This is a genomic window from Anabaena sp. AL93 (assembly GCF_001672085.1).
Classification (GTDB): domain Bacteria; phylum Cyanobacteriota; class Cyanobacteriia; order Cyanobacteriales; family Nostocaceae; genus Dolichospermum; species Dolichospermum heterosporum.
In genome coordinates, this window is sequence record NZ_LJOU01000011.1 from 20,489 (window position 1) to 42,725 (window position 22,237).

At 37.6% G+C, this 22,237-nt stretch carries 19 protein-coding genes; 8 read left to right on the forward strand and 11 right to left on the reverse strand.

The window, feature by feature from the left end; genetic code table 11:
* Positions 1-148 precede the first annotated feature (148 nt).
* Together AN486_RS04415 and AN486_RS04420 are read right to left on the reverse strand one after the other, a co-directional pair.
* Entirely contained in the window at positions 149-1,396 is a 1,248-nt protein-coding gene (locus AN486_RS04415) for an OFA family MFS transporter (RefSeq protein ID WP_053541035.1), read from the reverse strand.
* A gap of 431 nt (positions 1,397-1,827) precedes the next feature.
* Entirely contained in the window at positions 1,828-2,067 is a 240-nt protein-coding gene (locus tag AN486_RS04420; RefSeq protein WP_053541034.1) for a hypothetical protein, read from the reverse strand.
* A gap of 15 nt (positions 2,068-2,082) precedes the next feature.
* Between AN486_RS04420 and AN486_RS04425 the strand changes: the two genes are divergently transcribed.
* The 7 genes from AN486_RS04425 to AN486_RS04455 all read left to right on the forward strand — a co-directional run bounded on the left by AN486_RS04425 (position 2,083) and on the right by AN486_RS04455 (position 6,864).
* Positions 2,083-2,295 carry a hypothetical protein gene (locus AN486_RS04425; protein ID WP_027402869.1) on the forward strand — a complete coding sequence of 71 codons (213 nt, stop codon included), beginning with the start codon at positions 2,083-2,085 and terminating at the stop codon, positions 2,293-2,295.
* Between the two features lie 5 nt (positions 2,296-2,300).
* On the forward strand, positions 2,301-2,702 hold the full coding sequence (locus AN486_RS04430; RefSeq protein WP_053541033.1) for a hypothetical protein: 402 nt from the start codon (positions 2,301-2,303) through the stop codon (positions 2,700-2,702).
* A 306-nt stretch (positions 2,703-3,008) separates the two neighbouring features.
* Complete coding sequence (gene hisF, locus AN486_RS04435; protein ID WP_039203271.1) at positions 3,009-3,782, forward strand: imidazole glycerol phosphate synthase subunit HisF; 774 nt, start codon at positions 3,009-3,011, stop codon at positions 3,780-3,782.
* A 99-nt stretch (positions 3,783-3,881) separates the two neighbouring features.
* Positions 3,882-4,073, forward strand: coding sequence for a hypothetical protein (locus AN486_RS04440; RefSeq protein ID WP_168635959.1), 192 nt, complete (start codon positions 3,882-3,884; stop codon positions 4,071-4,073).
* A 101-nt stretch (positions 4,074-4,174) separates the two neighbouring features.
* A complete protein-coding gene (locus tag AN486_RS04445) occupies positions 4,175-4,861 on the forward strand; it encodes a hypothetical protein (protein WP_290599444.1) in 687 nt (228 codons plus the stop codon).
* An 85-nt stretch (positions 4,862-4,946) separates the two neighbouring features.
* Positions 4,947-5,720, forward strand: coding sequence for a DUF1350 family protein (locus AN486_RS04450; RefSeq protein WP_290599445.1), 774 nt, complete (start codon positions 4,947-4,949; stop codon positions 5,718-5,720).
* A 7-nt stretch (positions 5,721-5,727) separates the two neighbouring features.
* Positions 5,728-6,864 (forward strand): SpoIIE family protein phosphatase, encoded by a 1,137-nt coding sequence (locus AN486_RS04455; protein WP_053541030.1) that lies wholly within the window; start codon positions 5,728-5,730, stop codon positions 6,862-6,864.
* Between the two features lie 191 nt (positions 6,865-7,055).
* Here AN486_RS04455 and AN486_RS04460 read toward each other — a convergent pair whose 3' ends face one another.
* Together AN486_RS04460 and grpE are read right to left on the reverse strand one after the other, a co-directional pair.
* On the reverse strand, positions 7,056-7,382 hold the full coding sequence (locus tag AN486_RS04460; protein ID WP_081424327.1) for an STAS domain-containing protein: 327 nt from the start codon (positions 7,380-7,382) through the stop codon (positions 7,056-7,058).
* A 203-nt stretch (positions 7,383-7,585) separates the two neighbouring features.
* Entirely contained in the window at positions 7,586-8,254 is a 669-nt protein-coding gene (gene grpE / locus AN486_RS04465; protein ID WP_053541028.1) for a nucleotide exchange factor GrpE, read from the reverse strand.
* A 1,147-nt stretch (positions 8,255-9,401) separates the two neighbouring features.
* Between grpE and AN486_RS04470 the strand changes: the two genes are divergently transcribed.
* The gene (locus tag AN486_RS04470) at positions 9,402-10,979 is read left to right on the forward strand and encodes a SpoIID/LytB domain-containing protein (protein ID WP_290599446.1); all 1,578 of its coding nucleotides are present in this window, start codon (positions 9,402-9,404) and stop codon (positions 10,977-10,979) included.
* 75 nt (positions 10,980-11,054) lie between these two features.
* Here the strand turns inward: AN486_RS04470 and AN486_RS04475 are convergent, their stop codons facing one another.
* The 7 genes from AN486_RS04475 to AN486_RS04500 all read right to left on the reverse strand — a co-directional run bounded on the left by AN486_RS04475 (position 11,055) and on the right by AN486_RS04500 (position 21,762).
* Positions 11,055-11,354 (reverse strand): ferredoxin, encoded by a 300-nt coding sequence (locus AN486_RS04475; protein ID WP_039201987.1) that lies wholly within the window; start codon positions 11,352-11,354, stop codon positions 11,055-11,057.
* A gap of 395 nt (positions 11,355-11,749) precedes the next feature.
* A complete protein-coding gene (locus AN486_RS04480) occupies positions 11,750-12,049 on the reverse strand; it encodes a ferredoxin (protein WP_053541026.1) in 300 nt (99 codons plus the stop codon).
* A 218-nt stretch (positions 12,050-12,267) separates the two neighbouring features.
* Positions 12,268-12,489 (reverse strand): four helix bundle protein, encoded by a 222-nt coding sequence (locus AN486_RS26605; RefSeq protein ID WP_335337402.1) that lies wholly within the window; start codon positions 12,487-12,489, stop codon positions 12,268-12,270.
* A 16-nt stretch (positions 12,490-12,505) separates the two neighbouring features.
* Positions 12,506-12,685 (reverse strand): four helix bundle protein, encoded by a 180-nt coding sequence (locus AN486_RS26610; protein WP_335337401.1) that lies wholly within the window; start codon positions 12,683-12,685, stop codon positions 12,506-12,508.
* 52 nt (positions 12,686-12,737) lie between these two features.
* Complete coding sequence (locus AN486_RS04490) at positions 12,738-14,123, reverse strand: MFS transporter (RefSeq protein ID WP_290599447.1); 1,386 nt, start codon at positions 14,121-14,123, stop codon at positions 12,738-12,740.
* A gap of 98 nt (positions 14,124-14,221) precedes the next feature.
* The gene (locus AN486_RS04495) at positions 14,222-20,626 is read right to left on the reverse strand and encodes a non-ribosomal peptide synthetase (RefSeq protein ID WP_290599448.1); all 6,405 of its coding nucleotides are present in this window, start codon (positions 20,624-20,626) and stop codon (positions 14,222-14,224) included.
* Positions 20,627-20,787: 161 nt separating this feature from the next.
* Positions 20,788-21,762: a sterol desaturase family protein gene (locus AN486_RS04500; RefSeq protein ID WP_290599449.1), complete on the reverse strand. Its 975-nt coding sequence runs from the start codon at positions 21,760-21,762 to the stop codon at positions 20,788-20,790.
* Positions 21,763-22,237: the final 475 nt, after the last annotated feature.

Genomic DNA, 22,237 nt, shown 5'->3' on the forward strand with positions numbered 1-22,237 from the left:
AAGACCCCCGATTTCTTCAAGAAGTCGGGGATCTAAAATCTAATTATGGGTTATTTGTAATAAACTGATGTAGGGAGTTGAAATGGGTACTTTCCCAATATAAATTGTGGAAAGCACAAGCCAAGAGGGGATGTCGAAAACGAACAAATTATGTTACTAAATCGGCATTGGTAGAGGTGCGTTTCAGTGTGAATACAGCCAAGATAATTCCCACAATTGCTAATCCCGCAGTTGGGTAAAAGAAATTTGTGTAACTACCGAAAATGTCCCTAATTTTGCCAGCTAATAAAGTTCCACCCAAAGCCCCCATACCGTAAGCAGTGAAGACAATACCGTAATTTTTGGCGTAGTCTTGGGGTTGAAATATGATTAAAGTGGAAGTAGGAGCGATCGCTAACCAACCCCCCAAAGCCAAGTAAAATAGCGAGAAAGCGACTATATAAGTTAGTACACTTCCCTTTCCAGCACTCAGCATCATAATCGAGGCAATCAAAATCAAAACAAAGGAAACAATTGCCGCCAATTTTGGCGTAAATTTGTCTGTGAACCACCCAAAAAATAACCGCCCTGCACCATTAAAGACAGCGAACAGGGAGACTGTATTTGCGGCTGTTGCTGCATCCAATTTAATAATTTCCTGTGCTAGAGGACTAGAAATACCAATAGCTGCCAGTCCGGCAAAAGAACCAATGCTATAACAAAACCACAAGCCATAAAAACTGGAAGTCTGAAGAATTGATCCTGAAGTTTTAGTATGAGAATTTGCTTGAACAGCTACAGGTGGAGTCCATCCTTCCGGTTGCCAACCTTGGGGAGGAGTTGTGAGGACAGTAGAAATAGCGGTAATAATAGCTGCAAAAGCAATACCTAAAATTACAAAAGTTTGCCGAACTCCAAAAGCATCTATCAGAAACTTTGCCAAGGGTGCAGTAATTAAAGGTGACAAACCAAACCCAATCACAGTAGCACCAACAGCCAAACCTTTTTTATCGGGAAACCACTTAGCTACCACAGCCAACGGTACACCGTAAGCGATACCCACACCCATACCAGCAATTACACCATAGGTAATAGTTAGTGTGGGAATATTGCCACCCAAACTAGAGAGAATATAACCTAATGCCGTAATTAACCCACCAACACCTGTAATCAGACGAGTATCAAAACGATTGATATAAAAGCCAGTGATTGGCATTAAAATTGCGAAGACAACCAACAGCACAGTAAATGGCAACAGGCTATCAGTGGCACCTACATTGAGAAGTTTTTCTAAAGGTTTTCTAAAAATACTCCAAGAATAAACTGTACCCAAGCACAGCAGGATAGTGATACTTAGAGGTATCAGTATCCATCGCCCTTTCTCAGCAGGCATACCGAACAATTGTACTTTTTCCATTTGTTGTTATGTGAATAAGGGTGTTGTTATGTGAATAAGGGAAATAATTTTTTTCTAGTATCTCACTTTTTGGCTAAATTAACACCAACTCAGTTACTTCTTTCTTTGGGTAATTTATCCTAATTTATCCCGTGAAGAGTTGTTACAAAGATTGAGTAGTGAGGAAAGTTAGTAATGATATATTTTTTGGCAGTTTGACGGAATTTCCCAAACTGCTCATTATTTTTTGGCGAAAGCACCTGTAGCAGAAGGTTAAGATAATTGTCGTTAAAAATCTTTATTAGGTTGAAACTGGTAACAATCTAATCAATTAAACAAAAATATAACTGTTACTGAGGTAATTTAGTGAAACCTATTCTATCACAAATTGAGAAGGAATATTCTCCTCGTAGTCCTTTACACCAGTTTCGATTTAAAGAAGTGATCGCCTTTCATTGTTTTCGTTGTGGAACTTCAAAGAAAGCAAAACTACTAACTTGCAAATCATCCCGCAACCATGAGGGGAATAAAGGACGAAGTGGACGGTTAATCAGACGACTGGCAAGAATTGCCTTTTCCGGTGGACGACCTTGATTTTGGGGAGTGCGATAGCGAAGCGCACCGAAGGTATCGCTATTAGATAAAATAGAATAAGATAATTCGATAATTCTGACTCTACATATCTCAAACACATCCAGTAGGAAAATATGACATTAACCGAGTTACTTCCGTCAATTAAACAACTTTCAGCACCAGAAAAACTCAAATTAATTCGCATCCTTGCGGAAGATTTGGACACTGCTGAAGACATTTCTCCATTAGAACCCTTTAAAACATATCACCTACCAACGCCTTATAATAACTTTGGTGCAGGAGAAATTCTCATGGAAGCACTAAATCAATCAATTTATAATGATTAAATTTTATGCGGTTTAAGTATTCAACAAGCCACCCCAGCCAAAACGAATTTGATAGTTTACCAAGAGTTCTATTAGTTTTGCGTCGAGGAGATCAAATAGTAGAAGCAATTGGTTTAGTAGATAGTGGTGCGACTATCAACGTTTTACCTTATGAAATAGGTCTTCAATTAGGCGGAGTATGGGATGAAAGCAAAGCCATTATCCAATTAGCAGGTAATATCAGTCAAGCAGCAATGCCATTTTTCGCAAATGCTGAAATAGGTGAATTTCCCTCAGTTAGATTGGCTTTTGCATGGGTGAGTAAACCAAATGCACCTTTAATTTTGGGACAAACTAACTTTTTTATGGAATTTGATGTTTCTTTCTATCGTTCAAAACTTGAATTTGAAATCAAACCTAAATCCTAACAAAATCTCTCATGTATCGTTATTGGTAGTGTCTCATAGGTAAGGCGATCGCTTGTAGGATGATTTTGAGGAGTGCGATCGCACTGCGCTTCATTGACCTATCAATATGTACTCAATACTAACATCCTCTCAAATTTGGCAAGACATCCTCAAGGTATGGTTATTTTATATGTTTCAAAGTATAGTTATTTAATTAGCTTTCCGTCTGGACAAGACCCATTATATATTGATCCTCTCTTGTCATCTATTTCCCAATTACCTTTACAATTAAAATTCCTAGCAATTACCGGGAGTGAAAAAGTCATTATGTTGTCTAAAAGAATCTTACCTTGTTTAGATGTCAAGGCGGGCAGGGTTGTGAAGGGAATTAACTTTGTGGATCTTAAGGATGCGGGTGATCCTGTGGAACTAGCCAAGGTTTACAATGAAGCCGGTGCAGATGAGTTAGTGTTTCTAGATATTACGGCTACTCATGAAGACAGGGACACAATTATTGATGTGGTTTACCGGACTGCTGAACAGGTCTTTATTCCCCTGACTGTGGGTGGTGGAATTCAAACCTTAGAAAATGTTAAAGGTTTGTTAAGGGCAGGCGCTGATAAGGTTAGTATTAATTCTGCGGCGGTCAGAAATCCAGATTTAATTAATCATGCCAGCGATCGCTTTGGCAATCAGTGTATTGTTGTGGCTATTGATGCTAGACGTAGACTTGATCCTGAGAATCCTGGCTGGGATGTATACGTTCGCGGTGGCAGAGAAAATACTGGTATTGATGCCCTTCGCTGGGCGGAGGAAGTAACAAAACGGGGGGCTGGAGAATTGTTGGTGACGAGTATGGATGCTGATGGAACTCAAGCTGGTTATGATTTGGACTTGACAAAAGCGATCGCTAATGCTGTAGAAATCCCCGTCATCGCTTCTGGTGGTGCAGGGAATTGTGAACATATTCACACTGCTTTAACAGAAGGTAAAGCCGAAGCTGCACTTTTAGCGTCTTTGTTACATTTTGGGAAACTAAGCGTAGCACAAATTAAAACTTATTTGCAAGAACGCCATGTTCCTGTCCGTCTTCCTACTTGATATCAAATACAGCGACCAACTGCATCTATTGAAGACAAAACACAGTTATCCAAAACAGTGTTAAGATAATCTTACTTCTATGAAGAAATATTAAGAAATATGTTGATTCCTATTTTAATCTTTGATGTCGCACTTGTAGCATGGTCGCTACACCTAATGGAAAAAGCTTATCAGCATAAAGAATTTTCGCTCATGCTGGCTGGTATACTGGTGGCATTAGCCGCAGCAGCAATGCTAGTAGTTTACTTTTTAATGGGAAACTGTATGACCTATTTGTTACAAGTAACTTAGTTTGGTAATTGGTCATGGGTAATTGGTAATTGGTAATTGCCATTCTGGAAATCCAGTTGTTATATTAGACTAAATCAATAGTAGTTAAGGATTTAGCAACTGTGCGAGATGATTTACAGGGATTGGATATTAGTCATGATCAACTTCAAGATGCGACTAACTTACCTGTTGATAATAAATTAATAATTATTACTGATATTATCCAGCAATTCAGTATAAGGTTGCTAAAAAAAGCTCGAAAAACAGAAATTGCTACTGTGGTTTTCGCGGGAATTACTATTTCTGTTTGTACTTACCTATTAGTAAAACTATCATCTTGGCTATCATTAATTATTTTCATTTTATGGACAAGTGGGAGTATCCAAATATTATTATATTTATTATGGAGAGGTAAAAGTAAGTTTCTGAAGCAGAATATGACCAATTCTTTGCGGATTTTACTAAATGATGTAGAAAGATATAATTCCGTGATTAAAGCCATACATATTAACGACCAAATTGAGGATGTTGGCAACTTAGGAGTAAGTATACAAGCAAGAGAAAAAGTATTATTAGCACTTGAATTAACTAGAAATGATTTAATCCGCGCTTTAAAAACAGAGAGAATCTTGCGAGAAAATAAAAGTTTTATTATCACCAATTCTGATTTATTTACTAATAATTTAGCCACTTTGGCATCAATGCAAGTTACTGAAGAAGCCACAGAACATGGTAAATTATTAAATGAAGCCTTGCAAATTTCCCTAGATGTACAGCAGGAAATGAAAAAGTTGCAAAGTCAGAGTTAATACTTTATATATATTTATAGCGGTATGCAATTGAATGAGATAAAGTCAGCAAATCGTAAAGTCTTCTATTCTACAAACTTTGGAAATGAACTGGCAAGAAATTAGAGGCAATTGGGTACTTATTCCCCGTAATCCTATCGGGATTATTCATTTTTTAGGTGGTGCATTTGTCGCCACCTTACCACATTTAACTTATCGTTGGTTACTGGAAAACTTGGCGGATCAAGGATATGTCATTATTGCTACACCTTTTGTGAATACATTAGATCATACAGCGATCGCTAAATCTGTCCTCCATAAATTTGAATATACTCTCGAAAAGTTACAAGACTCTGGAAAACTCCGCAAAATTTATCTTCCCACCTATGGAGTCGGACATAGCATGGGTTGTAAACTGCATTTACTAATTGGTAGCCTGTTTCCAATCCAAAGGGCTGGTAATATTTTAATATCCTTTAATAACTTTGCCGCCAGTGAAGCCATACCATTAGTAGAACAGTTAAATTCCCAGTTAAATTCCCAATTAGACATTGAATTTACACCTACACCCGCACAAACCAACCAAATAGTCCAAGACAGCTATCAGATTCGGCGAAATTTATTAATAAGATTTAATAAAGATAGCCTAGATCAATCAGCAAACTTAACAATAATTTTACAACAACTCTTTCCTGACATGGTGACAACACAAACTTTATCAGGCACTCATACCACACCTTTAGGACAAGATGTTAAATGGCAACCAGGAACTTCCTTTAGTCCCTTTGATGCTTTAGGACAATGGTTAAAGCAAGAAGTTTATCGAGATTTAAATCAATTAAAACAAGTTATATTGTTTTGGTTAAATCCCCTTTCTTAATAATCTCATGTTTGAAATCCTAATTATTGATGATGACCGATCCATCCAAATTTTCCTCAAAAGAATCTTAGAAAAACAAGGTTATCAAGTTATTACCGCGAGTACGGGAGAAGAAGGGATTTTAAGAACGCTGGATTCACCTCCAGCCTTAATTATATGTGATTGGATTATGCCGGGATTAACTGGGATAGAAGTATGTAATATCATTAAAAAAGATCCCAAATTATCTACCACATTTTTTATTTTATTAACATCTTTAGATTCCGTCGCAGATCGAGTTAAAGGATTAGATGCTGGTGCTGATGATTTTATCTCCAAACCTATCGAACAAAACGAACTCCAAGCAAGAGTTAGAGCCGGGTTACGTCTACATCAATTAAGTCAGGATTTACAGACCCAAAAGCTACTTTTAGAAACAGAATTATCCGAAGCTACAGAATATGTAAAATCCCTTTTACCCCTGCCTATAAATAACCCCCTGAGTATTCAGTTTAAGTTTTTGCCATCCAGGCAACTTGGTGGGGATTGTTTGGACTATAATTGGCTGGACGCTGATTCTTTAGCTATTTACCTACTAGATGTTGCTGGTCATGGACTAAAAGCAACTCTGCCTTCAATTTCTGTATTAAATCTCTTACGTTCCCGCGCTCTCAAAGATTTAAATTACTATCAACCTAGCGAGGTATTAGCGGCTTTAAATAATACCTTTCAAATAAATTATCAAAATGATAAATATTTTACGATTTGGTATGGAGTTTATAATCGAGTTAGTCGGCAGTTAACATACTCTAGTGCTGGACATCCACCAGCTATTATCATTTCTGGTAACTCTCCTACTAACACAGAAGTAAAAAGATTAAAAACTCCAGGAATGCCGGTGGGGATGTTTCCTGAAGCTAAATATGTTGATGCTTATTGTCAGATTGAAAAATCTAGTACCCTTTATATTTTTAGTGATGGTGCTTATGAAATCACTCAATCAAATGGTAATCTTTGGAGTTTGGAAGGGTTCACTCAGATTTTAATTAGCCTACAATATTCTGTTGATAATCAACTTGATTATATACTGGATTACCTAATTAAATTAAACTCCAAAGAGATATTTGAAGATGATTTATCTATTCTTCAAGTTAAATTTGATTGATCAAATAAGTAGGTGAACACAATAAAACCAAAGTGTGTAAAGAAAAGTAAAATCGCCCAAAGCTTCTTCACTCTCGCCTCTCGCCTCTTACCTCTCGCCTCTTACCTCTTACCTCTTACCTTTTGCCTCTTACCTCTTACCTCTTACCTCTTGCCTCTTGCCTTCCTATAACGACAATTTTCAATGCTAACCTACTTGGCAGAAAGCAAAAGATTTTCAAATGCTTCTTGACTAGGAACAATTGTAAATTTGCTATCCATCCCGGTTAATTCAAATAGCATTCTAACTTGTTCATTAATTGAACAAATTACCATCTTTATACCTAATTCTTGTAAAGCTTTAAATGTTAAAACGAGAGTGCCTAATCCAGAACTATCCATAAAGGTAACATTATGACAATCAACTAACACAATGGACATTCCACTTTCCATTACTTCTGTAATACTTTCTCGAAAGTTTTGAGAGCTATTGGCATTGAATCTCCCACTAATGGAAATCACTTTCACCTGCTGATTCATAATATGCTAATTTTGATTTATTTAATAAGGTTCTGATTTTGATTTTATTAGTATATCTTAACGTTAAATTGAATAAAGACATTTTGTACACAAAAATATTGAGCAATTTTTCATCAGGCATTTATTCCAGTTTCTTATAACCCAAAATAGTGATCCTTTAGAGCATTTTTGGGAGATTGAGTCGCAACAAATACAACAAATAATTATATGGGACTGACTCTAGCTCGGTATAAAAGCTGGTCGTGTTGCATATAACCTGGATAACGTACCTTAATGATTTCTCCTGGTTGTGCTGTTCCCTCTAATAATTGATGAAATTGTGGATTATAGGGAATTTGGTCGCCGACAGCAGCGATCGCTTGCACATTCCAAGTCTGTAATAATGTCTCTAGGGGTTTATCTACCAAAGGTAGTATTTTCACCGCTGATAACTGGTGATCCTCCCTGGCTCTATGTGCTGCTATTGGCCATTGTAATAGTAAGGATTCCAATATTTGTAAACTCGATCGCTGAAATTCTTGTTGTAATACTTCCCGTTGTTCTAACATTGATAATGTTAATCTTTCATACTCAGATTGTAAATCCGTAATTTGTCTTAATAAGTTTATGTTTTTATGAGAGGAATGAGTGTTGTTGACACTTGAAAATAAACCATCAACACTGAAAGTTTCTACCAACTCAATCCAAGATATTTGTAAAATCTCTGACAGTTTTACCAATACTTCCATCCGCATCTGTCCGATTTTCCCCCTCCGCAACTGCAAAATTTGCCATTGGGAAACACCAGCAGCACGACTTAAAGCGTTAAAACTATCACAACCAACTTTTTGCATTAAATTTCGCAAATTATCAGTCAAGTCAACTTGCGCCATAAAATCTGGGATATAAGATGTTGTTAGCTATTATACCTTTTTTCCAGTGAAACTATTCTTCTATACTCAACATGGTTGAAATATGGACTTTTGGAAAATTACGAAAAACCTAGATTTGTAGGGGGTAAAGCAAGAGCTTCATTGGTGTCAACTTAACGTAAAACCTCTATCCCGCAAAGAACTCAAGTCATCTCATTCCCAGTCTCTGACTGGGAATGAATTCTAGAAGGCTCTGCCTTCAATAATATTAAGTAATTGGACAAAAATATTTACAGTCATTGCGAGCGAAGGGAAGCAATCACAACCCTTGGAATTGCTTCATTTCACTTCGTTCCATATGGCTAACGCCACGCTGCGCTAACGCAATGATATTGTGTAATTAACTCTGTCTCACTACTTAGAGGCAGAGCCTCATCAACTGCATTCCTAGTCAGAGACTAGGGGACTTCCAAGAAATAAATTATCCTGATTAACGAACCACAGAGGCGCAGAGGACACAGAGGAATAAGGGTTTGAGAGATTTTTGCGTTAGGTGGTTGAGTATTTTTTTATTTGGAAGTCCCTAGGAACGAGATGTGGTAGGGATTTGAGCTTAAGTTGACACCAATGAAGCTCTTGCTTTACCCCTACCTATAGAATCAAATAGAATCAAATAGAATCAAATAATTAAGCCGCATTGAGTATAGTTGGCTTATACAGCAGCAGGTTGTCATTAAAAATTGTCGTTATCACTAAATAAATCATACTCATAATGAGTTTTATTTGCAATTGTGCCGAAGAAAAGACGTAATGGTATTATAGAAGCGCGTAAGTGAAAAATATATAATATTCCCAGTTGCTAATTATCTAACTTGAGATTGGTAATTTGTGATTCTTCCTGCCGCCCTGCATCTTCTTATCATGATTCAGAGGAAGAAGCAACAGGGAACAGGAAAAACTCATGTTTAAAAACATGAGATTGAAATAATGACACTGTTTTTTTCGTGCTACGCATCTTTTAAAAACATCTTTTTTTTGACTGAAGCTCTAAACTGGTGCAAATGAGTGTTTCTTATCTGTTCCCTGTTCCCTGTTCCCTTCTTTTGTAAATTGAGTTAATTAATTTAAAACCTCTCCGACAATATAAGGGCAATCAGAATTAGTTTGCATGAAAATATTTATTTGGCGTTCTTCCTACAGATTAATAACAACCTTGTGCTTATTGGGATTGACTGCCGCATCAGAACCCGTAAGCAAAAACCAGGATGTAAAATTGCAAATTGGTATTGTCCAACGATTTGGGGCTAAACCCACAGACAAGTTAGAATTATCTGCCACCAAGGGCGATCGCTTAACATTAAAATTTGCAGTAGGTAGTCAACAGCAAACCCTAGTCACAGACAAACCCATCCAGTTAGCAACATTCATGCAGCCCTTAACCCAAACAGTGGTTCAGGAAGTATTAGTGCTGGGTGACTTTCGCACCTTTGAAACAGCCGAAGATAACGCTAATCACTGGCGTTCCCAGGGTATAGAAGTGGAAATATCCCAACCAGAACGCTGGCAAGTATGGGCAAAACGGGACGTTTACAGCACTCCCTTAATTCGCCGCTTACTATTAAAAAGTATAGAAACATCCGGTGATAAAAATGCTTACTTAGCCACCAATATTTTATCAAAAGTCCCAAAAATTACTTGGGTAGTAAATGGTAAAAATTATAGTCCCAATTATCTGGAAGTGACTGCGGGTAAGGAATTGGTCAAAGTCAGTACCGATAACAAACTCGAATCAAAGGGTGTTTATCCCGGAAAAGTGACCTTGCAGCCTAACGCCTATGGGAATTATACCTTAGTGAATACCGTCCCCTTGGAAACCTATGTGCGAGGAGTTTTACCCCATGAAATTGGCATAGATGCGCCAATGGCAGCCCTAGAAGCACAAGCGATTATTGCTCGCACCTATGCTTTGCGAAATGTTCGCAGATTTGCGGTAGATAATTATCAGTTATGTGCTGACACTCACTGTCAAGTTTATCAAGGACTGAGCGGAATTGCTAAAAATACAGATCAGGCGATCGCCTCGACCAGAGGTCAGATCCTCACTTATAATAATGAAATAGTTGATGCTTTGTATTCTTCCACTACAGGTGGTGTTACCGCTAACTTTAGTGATATCTGGAATGGAGAAGATCGTCCCTATTTAAAACCGGTCATAGATGCTGCTAATCAAAATCTTTGGAACTTATCACATCAGAATCTAGCAGATGATCGGAACTTTGAGAAATTTATCAATCTTAAAGCCGGATTTAATGAAAGTACATGGGATGTATTCCGTTGGCACAGAGAAACGGACATCAATAAAATTACCAAAGACTTGCAAAAGTTCTTACAAGCGAAAAAAAGTCCCTATAGCAAGTTCAAAAAAATTCAAGCCATGTCCGTCGTTCAACGCAGTTCCAGTGGACGGATTTTAAAACTGGCTGTGAAAACAGATATTGGCGTTTTTACCTTACAAAAAGATGAAGTTCGCAGTGCCTTCGCTGCCCCCATCAGCACGCTTTTCTACATTCAACCATTGAATAAAGGTCAAACCAATCTGTGGGGATATGCTTTTATTGGTGGTGGCTTAGGACATGGAGTAGGTTTAAGTCAAACAGGCGCTCAGAATTTAGCCAAACTGGGTTGGTCTAGTGCCAAGATTCTGGAGTTTTATTATCCGGGGACTAAAATTAAAGGAAACAGGTAATTGGGGAATTGGTGCAACTCCTACTCAGTAGCCAATTCCCAATCCCCTTTGTAGAGTGGATTTTTTTACTAAAACTTAGTAAAGGTCTTCTTCTCTGTGGGTTTCGATAGTGACATCAGAAGTAGGATAAGCAACACAAGTCAATACATATTGAGCTTCAACTTGGTCGTCGTCTAAGAAAGACTGATCAGATTGGTCAACAGTACCGGAAATGATTTTACCAGCACAGGTTGAACAAGCACCAGCCCGACAGGAGTAGGGTAAGTCAAGTCCAGCTTCTTCCGCTGCATCTAGAATGTAGGTATCGTCTTCAACGTCAATGGTTGTGTCCAAATCTTCTGATTTGTTGATTAGTCTGACTTTGTAAGTAGCCATTTAATTATCCTCTGTTGTGAAATCGGCAGTATAAGTGATGTTTAAGCAAATTTTACAGCTATTCTGATGGGATTAAGTGCTGGTTTCAATTTACTTGAGTTCTGATCCCCAGGAAAAGGTTACAAGGGGTGACAGAAAATTAACTTTGTGAGGTTGATCTAGTTCCAAGATTTTAGAGTTCTATGATCCAGGAACTAAAATTCAAGGGAATAAGTAATGGGACAGAATTAATTACACAATTGATTTTTCTGTTCCCAGTTAAGAGTTCCCTGTTCCCTCTCTCAACGAGTGAATTTAATTTTGTCCGACTACTTAAGTAGTTGGGCAATTGGTAAAAGTCTTACTCAGTAGCCAATCCCCAATTCCCTTTGTAGAGTGGACTTTTTTACTAAAACTTAGTAAAGATCTTCTTCCCTGTGGGTTTCGATAGTGACATCAGAAGTAGGATAAGCAACACAAGTCAATACATATTGAGCTTCAACTTGGTCGTCGTCTAAGAAAGACTGATCAGACTGGTCAACAGTACCGGAAATGATTTTACCAGCACAGGTTGAACAAGCACCAGCCCGACAGGAGTAGGGTAAGTCAAGTCCAGCTTCTTCCGCTGCATCTAGAATGTAGGTGTCCTCAGGACATTCAATAGTTTGGTCTAAACCTTCGGCTTCGTTGAATAGTCTTACCTTGAAAATAGCCATTTAATTATCCTCTGTTGTGAAATCGGCAGTATAAGTGATATTTAAGCAAACACTACAGCTATTCTGATGGGATTAGCCGCTGGTTTAAATTTGCTTCAATTCTGATACTAAGGGAAAAGTTAAAATTTATGACAGAAAATTGACCCCGATTAGTAATGAAATTTAGTTACTTATTACCAATAAGTTTTTGTTATATAAAATCCGTAGGTGGATAGATGTCAAAGTGCATCAGACCTGAGTTCGGTGTTCGGTGTTCGGAGTTTGGAGTTCGGAGTTTGGTGTTTTTCCTTGACTTTTTTCGTGATAGTTACCAAAATTCTGATAATGATATCAATTTGTTGCCTAAGACATTTGACCTTTTCTGGGTTAATAGCTTCTGATTCAACTAAAACAATCAGCCAATATTCCGTTTCGCAGGCTTCTTTTAAAGAAATTTCCATTTTATGGAGAAAGTCTTTATGGCTGAAGTGCTGACTGAGATTCTCTTACATTCGCACCGATGGAAGTACCACTACGAATGAGTTGAGATGAGAGAATTTTTTCTACGCCACCCAAATCATGGAGAAAGCGACAAAGTTTGACAATCCTGACAGCAAAAGTTAAAGTTCTCTCTTGAATTCCTTGATTATCCGTCATGATTCAAATATGCGTGTCCTTTGCTCTTAAATTTTAACTCCTAACACCGAACTCAGGCATCAGGTAGTTCATTTTCTACGCAGCGCAGACGTGGATACAAGTAGGCAATCAAGGTGACGACTAGAGAAAACAGACCCATGATGATCAACATTAAACCCATGCCGCGACCATGACCAACCCCAATAATCTGGCCAATGCTATTGGCTAAAGCTCCATCTTGCGCCATGATTGGTTCAAAAAATTGATCAGCTAATGCTCCGCAGGTCAGGTAGGCCAGTGGTAAAAACCCCTGCACAGCAGCACTACGAAAAGCAAAAACCCTTCCCTGGACTTCTGGGGCTACTTTTTTTTGATAGATGACTTGAATTGATCCATTGATGATGGGAATTGTCAGAAATATCAAGAAATTGGCGATCGTAAATATAACTGTGGAAGCCTTCAACCCAGCTAATACATATAAAATGCCCAAAAATGCCATTGATACAAATATAGTATTGATCTGGCGTTCTAGCCCGCCCCAAATGCTCATTACTAGACTACCTACCAATAGTCCAGAACTGGCAATAGAATAGATAGTCCCTAGGGATTGAGCGGAAGCAAAGGAAAGCACTAAGGGTGTAGTTAAAGCTTCTGCGCTACCAATGAGAAAGTTGCTAATGGCAATGAACATGACTAATCCGAGTAGTCCAGGACGTGCTACTAAATATTTCCAGCCAAAGGTGATTTCTTGCCAAAATGAATGGGTTTCGGTATCGGGATTTTCTGTGGACGAGATTTCAGGAAATTTAACTACCAGCAAACAGATCAAGGCCAAGGCTAATGTAGATAAATCAATGATGACAATTCCTGATAATTGTACAGTTACTAACAAAGCTGCTGCTAATGCGGGGGAGAGAATTTCAGCGATCGCTAATCTGATCTGTGTCATCGAACTGGCACGACCAAGTTGTGCTTTTGGCACCAGTAATGTAGTCGCGGAGGAATAGGCTAGTCCCTGAAAAGCATTAAAGCTGGCACTAATCGCACTGACTACACACAGACTCCAAACTTCTAAGTGATTACTGATAAATAACCAAGCAATTAGCAAGGTACATAAACCCGCACAAAAATCACTAATAATCATGATCCAGCGCCGAGAAAAGCGATCGACAATCACGCCGGCAATGGGAGATATCAAAATTGTCGGTAAGGTTGTGGAGAGAATCAGTAGTGTAAATTGAGTCGTGGAATTCGTATGTTGATAAACCCAAATACTCAAAGCAAAAGTGGTTGTCCGCGAGCCAACTAGGGATAAAACTTGGCCAAACCAGATCAAGATAAACACGCTCATGCTTTGAGTTATCTCTCCTGACTGACTGGAGAAATACTCAGTCCATCTCAATAAAGACGATCCAAATCTGGGTTGTTGTTTTAACTCTGGTGGGCTGTTTTCTAACATGGCAATAGTGATTATTAGTGAACTTGTGGCAAAGCTTCATGGTTTAATGTCAGATCCCCGACTTCTCTAAGAAGTCGGGGATCTGAGTCTTGCAATGTTCACCAATCAAAAAATCCACAAACTTGAATAGTTGGATCTTGGACAAGCTGCTGAAGAATTTGCTGGTAATTGCTAAACAAAACCTCGATGGTTTCATTGGTAAATAACTCCGTGCTGTAGAAAACCTTAATTTCCATGGTGGGATTATTTACTGAAGGTGAAGAAACATAAATTTCTAAGGGAATTTCTCCATCCCACAAGTCGAGATCGCGCTTTATTGATACAAAGTCAACATCTAATATCCAGTTATGCCAATTTTGTGGAGGTAACATAGTTAGGGCTGCTGAGATATTCAATGGTTGTTTACTGGAAATAGTGTCAATGACTGTTTGATAGGCAATCTCTTTATTGTTCATTGCTTCTGTGAGAGTTTCTTGGGCTTGTTCTAAAAGAATTTCTCCAGTTTGCTCAGAATAGAGATCGGATCTCAAAATTACATCGTTGATGAAGCAACCGATCATTTTTTCAGTTTCCACCGGACTCCGATTACCAATAGTTGCCATGACTAAAATTTCGTTCTTACTATTGCGCTTGAACAAAAGTATATTTAGAGCAGTGAGAATGATTACAAAAATGCTGACCTTTTGAGAACGACAGAGAGCTTCGATTGATGTTACAATACACGCTGGCAGAACCACAGAATAAATAGCTGCGCTGGTATTTTCGTTACTCAACTGTAGCTGATTGCTAGATTCATCAGATTCTAGTGAAGTATTAGTTAGTTTTTGTAGCCAGTAAGCCAATTGCTTTTCTATGACCTTTTCATTAAAGTATTGCCGTTGCCAGAGGGTAAAATCTGCGTAATGAACAGGTAATTCCGGTAGGGATGAAGGTAAACCATTCACAAAAGCTGCATAGAGGATTCCCAACTCCTCCAACAACAAACCAAATGACCAACCATCTGTGATGATATGGTGCATATTTATTGTCAACCAATGTTCTTCTGGAGTTAGTCGCAGTAAAGTTGTTTTGATGAGAGGGACTAAAGCCAGATCAAAATGGTGCTGATATTGCAGCGCAGCTAGTCTTTCTGCTTCACATATTCGCTCTATCCAAGGTAGATTTTGTAAGTCTATAATCTCCAATGGGATAGTCAAGGATGGAGTAATTATTTGTACAGGTTGACTTTCTACTACACTAAAGGCTGTGCGTAATATTTCATGACGACGAATAATTTCATTGAAACTGGACTCCAACGCAATTGCAGAAAGAGAGCCAGTGAAACGTAAAATAAAAAAGCTGTTGTAGGCGCAACTTTCAGGATCTAATTGTTGTAACTGCCATATAGACTCTTGTGCAAAAGACAGGGGGATATAAGTATCTCGTGCTTGAGGGACAAGCGGTGGAAAGGTATCAACTGTTATGGCATCCAGTATATGTGCAGTTATTACTTGACTAAGTTCAGCGATAGTCGGGGCTGTAAATAGAGAACGCAGCGGCAGAACTATGGAAAAATGTTCTCGAATGCGAGATATTACAGATGTGATTAGGAGAGAGTGTCCCCCTAATTCAAAGAAGTTATCATAGATGCCCACCTGCTCTCGATTTAATACTGTACACCAGATTTCGGCTAATTTTGTTTCTAGCGCGGTCACAGGGGCAACAAAAGCGGTTTCTAGGGCTAAATTAGTTGTTTCTGGCTTTGGTAAAACCAGCCGGTCAACTTTACCATTAGGAGTCAAAGGTAAGGCTTTGAGGATGACAAAAGCCGCAGGTATCATATATTCGGGAAGATGTTCTTTGAGAAATTGACGTAATTCGCTACTTGTCAATGTTTCTGTGGTGCTGACAATATAAGCTGTTAAATACTTGTTTCCTGGATGATCTTCGCGGACAATTACTACTACCTGCTGAACTTGAGGATGTTGGCTTAATACTGTTTCAATTTCTCCTAGTTCAATCCGAAAACCCCGAATTTTAACTTGATGATCAATGCGTCCTAGAAAATCAATATTTCCGTCTGGTAAATAGCGTCCTAAGTCTCCAGTTTTATAAAGTTGCTCATTTTCCACAAAAGGATTAGCAATAAATCGCTCAGATGTTAAGTCAGGACGATTTAAGTACCCTCTGGCTAAACTTAGTCCACCAATGTAGATTTCTCCATAAACGCCAATAGGTAGGGGTTGAAGATAGGGATCAAGAATGTAAACTTGAGTATTGGCAATAGGACGACCTATAGGTGGAAATTTACTATCTGATTCTGCTGGTAAAATTTGTCCAGAAGTTGTAACTACTGTATTTTCGGTGGGACCATAGTTATTAAAAAACTTAAATGGTAATTTATTTGATGGATAAGAATTAAGTCTATCTCCACCAGTTAACATAGTTCGCAAAGTTGTATTTTCTGACCAAGATAAAACACATAATTGTTCTGCCAAGGGTGTAGGAATAAAACTAATAGTAATATTATGTGATATCAACTTCTCTTGAAGTGTTTCCGCTGAAAGCAAAAATTCTGATTTAATTAAATATATACTCGCTCCAACTACTAAATAAGGCCATAACTCCCAGACAGCAGCATCAAAAGCTGTTCCTGCTAACTGTGTCGCTCGATCTGATGATTTTACTTCAAAATTATTTAAGTGCCAGAACACTAAATTTAATAGTGCTGAATGTTGAATTAGTACACCTTTAGGTCGCCCTGTAGAACCAGAAGTATAGATGACATAAGCTAAATTTTCCGGGGTGAAATTATTAAGAGGATTATGAGAACTCTGACTGGCAATTTCAATTTCAAAATCTTTATCCCAACAAATGATCTTAGTTTGGGGTTGCTCTAGGGTTAATGATAAATGTGGGAGTAAGGAAGAATGAGTCAAGATGATGGACATTTGTGAATCTGCCACCATATAATTGAGACGTTCTGGGGGATAATTAGGATCGAGTGGCACATAAGCACCACCAGCTTTGAAAATTCCCAAATATCCTACTATCATTTCCAGAGAACGTTCTAAATAAACACCCACTAATATTTCTGGTTCTACACCCAAAAACTGCAAATAATGAGCTAGTTTGTTAGCTTCTGAATTTAATTGTTGGTAGGTTAATTGCTGATCTTCAAAAACTACCGCTACTGCATCAGGTGTTTTTTCTACTTGTTCCTCAAATAATTGATGAATGGATTTTTGGGGATAATCAGTTCCTGGATTATTCCATTCAACTAATAACTGATGTTCTTGGGATGCTGTTAATAAAGGTAATTTCCTAATCCGCTCTTGAGGATTTACCACAATTGCCTCAACTAAGGTGTGAAAACTCTCTACCATCCTGCCAATAGTATCAGCATTAAACAAATTAGCATTATATTCAAATGCACCTATTAATTCAGTTCCTGATGCTGACTCTTTTTCCTGCATTGATAAGGTTAAATCAAAAGTTGCCCCCGCTGTCGCTCTTGTTAATTCTATTTGTGTAACTTGCAAATCTCTTAATTCCAGTTTTGACAAGGGAGAATTTTGCAATACAAACATGACTTGAAATAAGGGACTATGGCTGAGGTGGCGCTGAGGTTGGAGGGTTTCTACAAGTTGATCAAAGGGGACATCTTGGTGAGTATAAGCATCAAGTGCCATCTGTCGCACCTGTTGAAGTAATTCTTCAAATGTGGGATTTTCTTGGAGACGAGTCCGTAAAACTAAGGTATTCACAAAAAAGCCAATTAATGGCTCTAACGCGACACGATTGCGATTACTAATGGGAGAACCAACAACAATATCTTCCTGACCACTGTAGCGAGAAAGTAAGATCACAAAAGCCGTCAGAAGTGTCATAAATAGGGAAGAACCCGATTTTTGACTGAGGTTTTTGAGCTTGTGAGTGAGTTGGGAATCAAATTGAAATTTTTGGAGATCACCGCGAAAGGTTTGAATTGCTGTTCGTGATCGATCTGTAGGTAATTCAATGACTGCGGGAATATCTGCTAATTGTTGTTTCCAGTAATCAAGCGCGGGTTGATTTTCCAGCCATTGTCTTTGCCAATAAGCATAGTCGGCGTACTGAATTGATAATTTGGGTAAGGGAGAAGGTAAACCCGCTGTCAAGGCTGAATAAATAACCGATAATTCTTGGAGAAAATTCCCTGCTGACCAGGCATCAGAAATGATGTGGTGCATTATTACTAATAGCTGGTGGGATTCTGCCCCCAATTGGATCAATGTCACTCTTAAGAGAGATGATTCAGTTAGGGCAAAAGGGCGAAGATATTCATTAGTAGTTAATCTTTGTGCCTCAGTCGTTTTCTGATCTTCTGCTAATTCTTGTAAATCAATTACAGGTAAGGTAAATGCTAATTTATCAGCAATAACTTGAATGGGTTTACCATCGGCAATTCCAAAACTGGTACGCAGGGTTTCATGACGATTAATAATTGTAGCGATCGCCTGTTCAAGTGCTATAAAGTTAAGCAATCCTTGTAAATTCAGGACTCTGACAATATTGTAAGCAGGATTTGCCCCTTCCATTTGATCGAGAAACCAAAAACGCTGCTGGGTTAATGAAAGTGGTAATTCAATATTTCGAGAAACTGGTTCTAAGGTTGGCAGTAAATTCTGGGCAGAAGATCCAATTTGTTCACTAAATGTGGCAATTGTTGGCGCAGCAAATAAACTGGCAATTGATAATTCTAGGGATAGTGCCTCACGCAATCTTGATATAACTAAACTTGCTAATAGGGAATGTCCACCCAATTCTAAAAAGTTATCATGAATACCAATTCTGGCGATGCCTAAAACTTCTGACCAGATTTTAGCAATAATTTCCTGTGTGGGTGTTTGTGGAGCTACAAATTCATTTTGAATTGCTGATATATCAATTTCCGGTAAACTGTTACGGTCTAATTTACCATTAGGTAAAATTGGTAATTTTTCCATAACCATTAAGGTATAGGGAATCATATAATCTGGCAGTTTGCTGGCAAGAAAATTACGTAATTCTCCCGAATTAAAATCTTGGTTATTGACTACTATATAAGCAACTAACCGCTGACCACTGGATACATCTTCTTTAGGAGAAACCACAGCTTCTCGAATACTGGGATGGAGTTTAATTACTGCTTCAATTTCTTCCAGTTCAACCCGCATTCCTCGGATATTTACCTGAAAATCAATTCGGCCAAGAATTTCTAAATTTTGATTACTTGAATAACGAGCAACATCCCCGGTTTTAAAAAGTCGTTGCTGAGGATTAAAAGGATTAATAATGAATTTTTGAACATTTGCCTCGGTGCGATTCAAATAGCCTCGTGCTAAGGTAGAACCCGCAATATGGACTTCTCCAGACTCACCAGTTTTGACTGGTTCAAGTTGGGAGTTAAGGACATAAACTTGTTGAATGTTTGCTAAAGGATGACCGACGGGAACATAGCCATCTTCAAGATCGTAATCTTCAGGAACAGTATAAAAACCATGGCCAATACTTTCTGTTTGACCAAGAATATTAAAAAATTGGGGTGGTGTTTTAAACAGATTGCGTAACTTTTTAATTAGTTGATAGGGTAGTAATTCGCCACCAAATACTATTAATCTTAATTGTGATTCGCTCAGAGATTCTGTATATTGTTGATCTAAACTTTCTAAGGCAATTAGTCCATAACGCCACACAGAGGGTACACCATCAGAAATAGTAACACCACGTTTTTGAATTAATTCAAATAGACTTAAAGGAGTTCTGGTTTGTTCACGAGTAGCAAGAATACTGGTTGCACCCTGAGATAAAGGTAAAAATAATTGTCTGACTGAAGCAGTAAAAGAGAAAGATGCTGTGTGGAGATAAATATCGTTACTATTAACTGGTAGGATTTTAGCGATCGCCTCAAGATAATTACAAATACTACCATGAGGCATTTGTACACCTTTTGGCTTACCAGTAGAACCAGAAGTATAGATTAAATAAGCGAGATTTTCGGCTGTGACTCCACTATCTGGATCATGGGAACTTTGACAATCAATTTTCTGCCAATCTGTATCTAAGCAAATTGTTGTGGAGTTTTCCGGTAAAGATACTAAACATTGTTGTTGTGTCACCACAAATTGCAACTTAGTATCTTCTAGCATAAATGCTATGCGTTCTTGGGGATAGGCCGGATCTATGGGTACATAAGCACCTCCAGCTTTAAGAATACCAAGAATACCGATAATCAGATCGAGCGATCGCTCTAAACATAAGCCTACCATCACCTCAGCACCTACACCAATACTCTGTAAATAATGTGCTAACTGATTGGCTTTAGCATTCAATTCTTGGTAGGTAAGTTGCTGATTTTCAAATATTATTGCTACTGAATCTGGTGCTGCTTTTACCTGAATTGCAAATAAATCATGGATACAAACACCATTTTCTGGCAAATCATTGATGATCGTAGTCGTACTTGATAAATCTGAACTCAAATCTAATTTCATGTTATTCATCACTATAATTCCCAATTAATTTTTGATTGAATTTGTATTTAGATTCCTGATATAGCGTTTTCTAATCTAATGAGGTACAAAATTATCTGTGTTTATCTGCGTTTATCTGCGTTTCATAATTACTTCTTGTCCCTCACTTGCATGGGAACTGCTATAAAAAATTATTCCCTACTTATCTTTTGGTTGTAACTTTGCCAAATAGATTTAAATGGCTGTACTAATAAATTAATTGGATTATTAAATAAACTTGATTCCCCATCTGATAGACCAAAATCCAGCTTTTCATAACCTTTCGGTACATATAAAGTCCCAAATATCCAGTCCCAAAAAGACAGAATGTAACCAAAGTTTTTGTCATAATGCTTTGGCTCAACACTATGATGAATATGATGTTGAGCAGGACTCATCAACACATGACTAACTTTATAGGGGTAGTTCAACCAAATATGAGAATGTCGTAAGTTAGCACCAGTTAGATAAAATAGAAATATCTCCCAGTTAACTCCATAAATGGATAAAAGGGAGACTTGATTACCAAATAAATAAATCCAGATTCCTGTCGTAAAACCCAGCATTACCGTCGCTACACTCATACTTAAAAGTAAATCAAGAGGATGAGAACGATAAACAGTCATGGGAGTCAGTACATCCGCAGAATGATGGACTTTATGAAATTCCCAAAAGAATGAACTTCTATGAGCTAAATAATGGTAACAATAATAGGCAAAATCCCCCGCTAAAGCCACAAAAATACTTAATGTGACATAATGATACCACTGAGGATGGGTAATTAAAAAAGGCGTTGTCAGATGGGTAATTTCTGTTAAATAATCACAAATGATATTTGCTAGATTTGGTAGAGATAATATAACTGGCAATATTACAAATATTTCTAAGAGCGAAGATAAAAAATAATACTTGTATTCAGCGATCGCTGAAGGATGTAAATAAACTGCTTTTGGCAAAAGATACTGTCTTAAATTTATCTGTTTGTCTTGTTGAGATAACCCTAATTTATATATAATCAAAGCTAGTAACAAAGCCGAAAGTATATATAACCAATGAATCTCAGATGAGCTGATAAATGGCACTAGGAATGGATAAAAAATCCGCAGATTTTGGATTTGTGTAATCATCTTAGATATTGGGAAACTAGAAATCTAGTAGATACTTCTGAAAATTATCCGGGGATTTGATATTTAAAGGAGAAAATAGACATATTTTATACACAAGATGTATAATTTCTTTTGGTATTTTCTAATTCATGTAGCATATCATGTAAAACTTATAACAGAACCTAATTATTTACAAACGCGAATTTATGAGAAATTCAAATAAAAATGCTCAAAAACCATAAAAAACCAGATATGAAAAGTTAAAATCGTTTAATTAATTGTTTATCCTGAGTTTTACACGATTTTTAAGCTGTATTATATTTATGGTAATGTTTCCAAAATTACCAAAGAGCCATAATATTTTACATTGTTGAAAAATACCCTAGTACCGCAGGGCGGAAGTCAAAAGTCAAAAGTCAAAAGTCAAAACTAATATACAGTAGGCTTTTTGGCGATTGAATATGGTTGCTTTATTTACGCCGTGATGTACTAGAGG

Excerpts from the sequence above, each read along its gene's own strand:
- AN486_RS04415 (WP_053541035.1), bottom strand. The coding sequence starts at position 1,396 with ATGGAAAAAGTACAATTGTTCGGTATGCCTGCTGAGAAAGGGCGATGG.
- AN486_RS04425 (WP_027402869.1), top strand. The coding sequence starts at position 2,083 with ATGACATTAACCGAGTTACTTCCGTCAATTAAACAACTTTCAGCACCA.
- AN486_RS04430 (WP_053541033.1), top strand. The coding sequence starts at position 2,301 with ATGCGGTTTAAGTATTCAACAAGCCACCCCAGCCAAAACGAATTTGAT.
- hisF (WP_039203271.1), top strand. The coding sequence starts at position 3,009 with ATGTTGTCTAAAAGAATCTTACCTTGTTTAGATGTCAAGGCGGGCAGG.
- AN486_RS04440 (WP_168635959.1), top strand. The coding sequence starts at position 3,882 with ATGTTGATTCCTATTTTAATCTTTGATGTCGCACTTGTAGCATGGTCG.
- AN486_RS04450 (WP_290599445.1), top strand. The coding sequence starts at position 4,947 with ATGAACTGGCAAGAAATTAGAGGCAATTGGGTACTTATTCCCCGTAAT.
- AN486_RS04455 (WP_053541030.1), top strand. The coding sequence starts at position 5,728 with ATGTTTGAAATCCTAATTATTGATGATGACCGATCCATCCAAATTTTC.
- AN486_RS04460 (WP_081424327.1), bottom strand. The coding sequence starts at position 7,382 with ATGAATCAGCAGGTGAAAGTGATTTCCATTAGTGGGAGATTCAATGCC.
- grpE (WP_053541028.1), bottom strand. The coding sequence starts at position 8,254 with ATGGCGCAAGTTGACTTGACTGATAATTTGCGAAATTTAATGCAAAAA.
- AN486_RS04470 (WP_290599446.1), top strand. The coding sequence starts at position 9,402 with ATGAAAATATTTATTTGGCGTTCTTCCTACAGATTAATAACAACCTTG.
- AN486_RS04475 (WP_039201987.1), bottom strand. The coding sequence starts at position 11,354 with ATGGCTACTTACAAAGTCAGACTAATCAACAAATCAGAAGATTTGGAC.
- AN486_RS04480 (WP_053541026.1), bottom strand. The coding sequence starts at position 12,049 with ATGGCTATTTTCAAGGTAAGACTATTCAACGAAGCCGAAGGTTTAGAC.
- AN486_RS26605 (WP_335337402.1), bottom strand. The coding sequence starts at position 12,489 with ATGGAAATTTCTTTAAAAGAAGCCTGCGAAACGGAATATTGGCTGATT.
- AN486_RS26610 (WP_335337401.1), bottom strand. The coding sequence starts at position 12,685 with ATGACGGATAATCAAGGAATTCAAGAGAGAACTTTAACTTTTGCTGTC.
- AN486_RS04490 (WP_290599447.1), bottom strand. The coding sequence starts at position 14,123 with ATGTTAGAAAACAGCCCACCAGAGTTAAAACAACAACCCAGATTTGGA.
- AN486_RS04495 (WP_290599448.1), bottom strand. The coding sequence starts at position 20,626 with ATGAATAACATGAAATTAGATTTGAGTTCAGATTTATCAAGTACGACT.
- AN486_RS04500 (WP_290599449.1), bottom strand. The coding sequence starts at position 21,762 with ATGATTACACAAATCCAAAATCTGCGGATTTTTTATCCATTCCTAGTG.